Here is a 1,293-nt window from a genome sequence, read left to right as displayed (position 1 = left end):
TTGTAATTCCTAGTATAGCACAGAATCAAAAAAGACCACTAGGGTATACCCTAGTGGCCATTTAACATCCTTCTAAAACTCATCAGAAATACTTTCATGGTTAAACTTGGGGTTTAACCTTATTGATTTAACATCCTTCTAAAACTCATAAACTTTAGAATTATGCCTAATAATGGGGTTTAACCTTATTGATTTAACATCCTTTGGATTTAGGTCAAGAATCTGGACACATTTTATGTATAATTTAAGCGACTAATTTTTCCTTTTCATTTGGAGTTAAATAATCAATGCTACTGTGAATTCGAGCACTGTTATAAAAGCTCTCAATGTAGCTGAATATTGCAGCATTTGCTTCTTCAAAATCCTGATAATGGTGTTGGTAAACCTCTTCTTTTTTCAAACTGGCGTGAAATGATTCCAAACATGAATTGTCATAGGGACAGCCACGCTTGCTATAAGAATGGCGAATATGGTGTTGCGTTAAGATCTGTTCAAAGCCAGCACTGCGGTACTGGCTACCCAGATCGGTATGCACAATTAAGTTATTAGTCGTCTTTCTAGTTTCAAAGGCTTGTTGAAAAGTGCTGATCACAAGATCAGCAGTCATATGACGGCTGATTTTATGGGCAATGATTTTACGTGAATATAAATCCTGAATGCTTGATAAATAACACCAGCCATTGGCTTTGGTGTGAATATAAGTTATGTCTGCACACCACTTTTGATTTGGACTGGTTGTACGAAAATCTTGCGCGAGTATATTTGAATAATCAGTCGTATCAATATCATTAGTTTGTTGATAATGCCACTTCTTGCGCGTGATTGATTTTAACCCCATTTGGCGCATTAATCGTTGAACTAGCTTAATACTGGCAGTCTTACCTTCTTTTTGTAACGCTTTTAGAATTTTAGGTGCCCCGTAGATACGTCTAGAATTAAAGTAAATGCGTTTAATCGACTGGCTAAGTGTCTTACGACGCTTGGCTTGTGGCGATACATGATTCTGCTGATGTTCATAGTAAGTTGAGCGTGAAACTGAGAGTACTTTACAGGTTTCTTTGATACTATGGTGCTTCAAATTAATATCAACGGCTGTCTGCCAGTCATCTGGGTTTACTTTTTGGCGAATATGGTTAAGGCTTTTTTTAAGATGTCATTCTCACTTTCTAGCTGTTTCAAACGTTTTTGCAACGCTAAAACATCTGATTTGGAAATTCCACTTCCTTTGTCTTCTTTAGGGTCTACACTTTCTGGTATTGGTGAATAACTAATACCGGTTTTTTGTCTGTTTTG

General features: G+C 36.7%; 2 protein-coding genes. Both read right to left on the bottom strand.

Annotated elements, in window-relative coordinates; genetic code table 11:
- Nucleotides 1-244: 244 nt before the first annotated feature.
- Nucleotides 245-1,129 carry an IS3 family transposase gene (locus IV54_RS00520; protein WP_237756636.1) on the bottom strand — a complete coding sequence of 295 codons (885 nt, stop codon included), beginning with the start codon at nucleotides 1,127-1,129 and terminating at the stop codon, nucleotides 245-247.
- On the bottom strand, nucleotides 1,114-1,293 hold a 180-nt coding region (locus tag IV54_RS11825), incomplete at its 5' end, for a hypothetical protein (RefSeq protein ID WP_237756635.1). The genes IV54_RS11825 and IV54_RS00520, both read right to left, overlap by 16 nt.

Source organism: Levilactobacillus paucivorans (assembly GCF_001437125.1).
GTDB classification, from domain to species: domain Bacteria; phylum Bacillota; class Bacilli; order Lactobacillales; family Lactobacillaceae; genus Levilactobacillus; species Levilactobacillus paucivorans.
The sequence above is the reverse complement of the archived record's forward strand: the minus strand, read 5'-3'. Positions and strand labels throughout refer to the sequence as shown.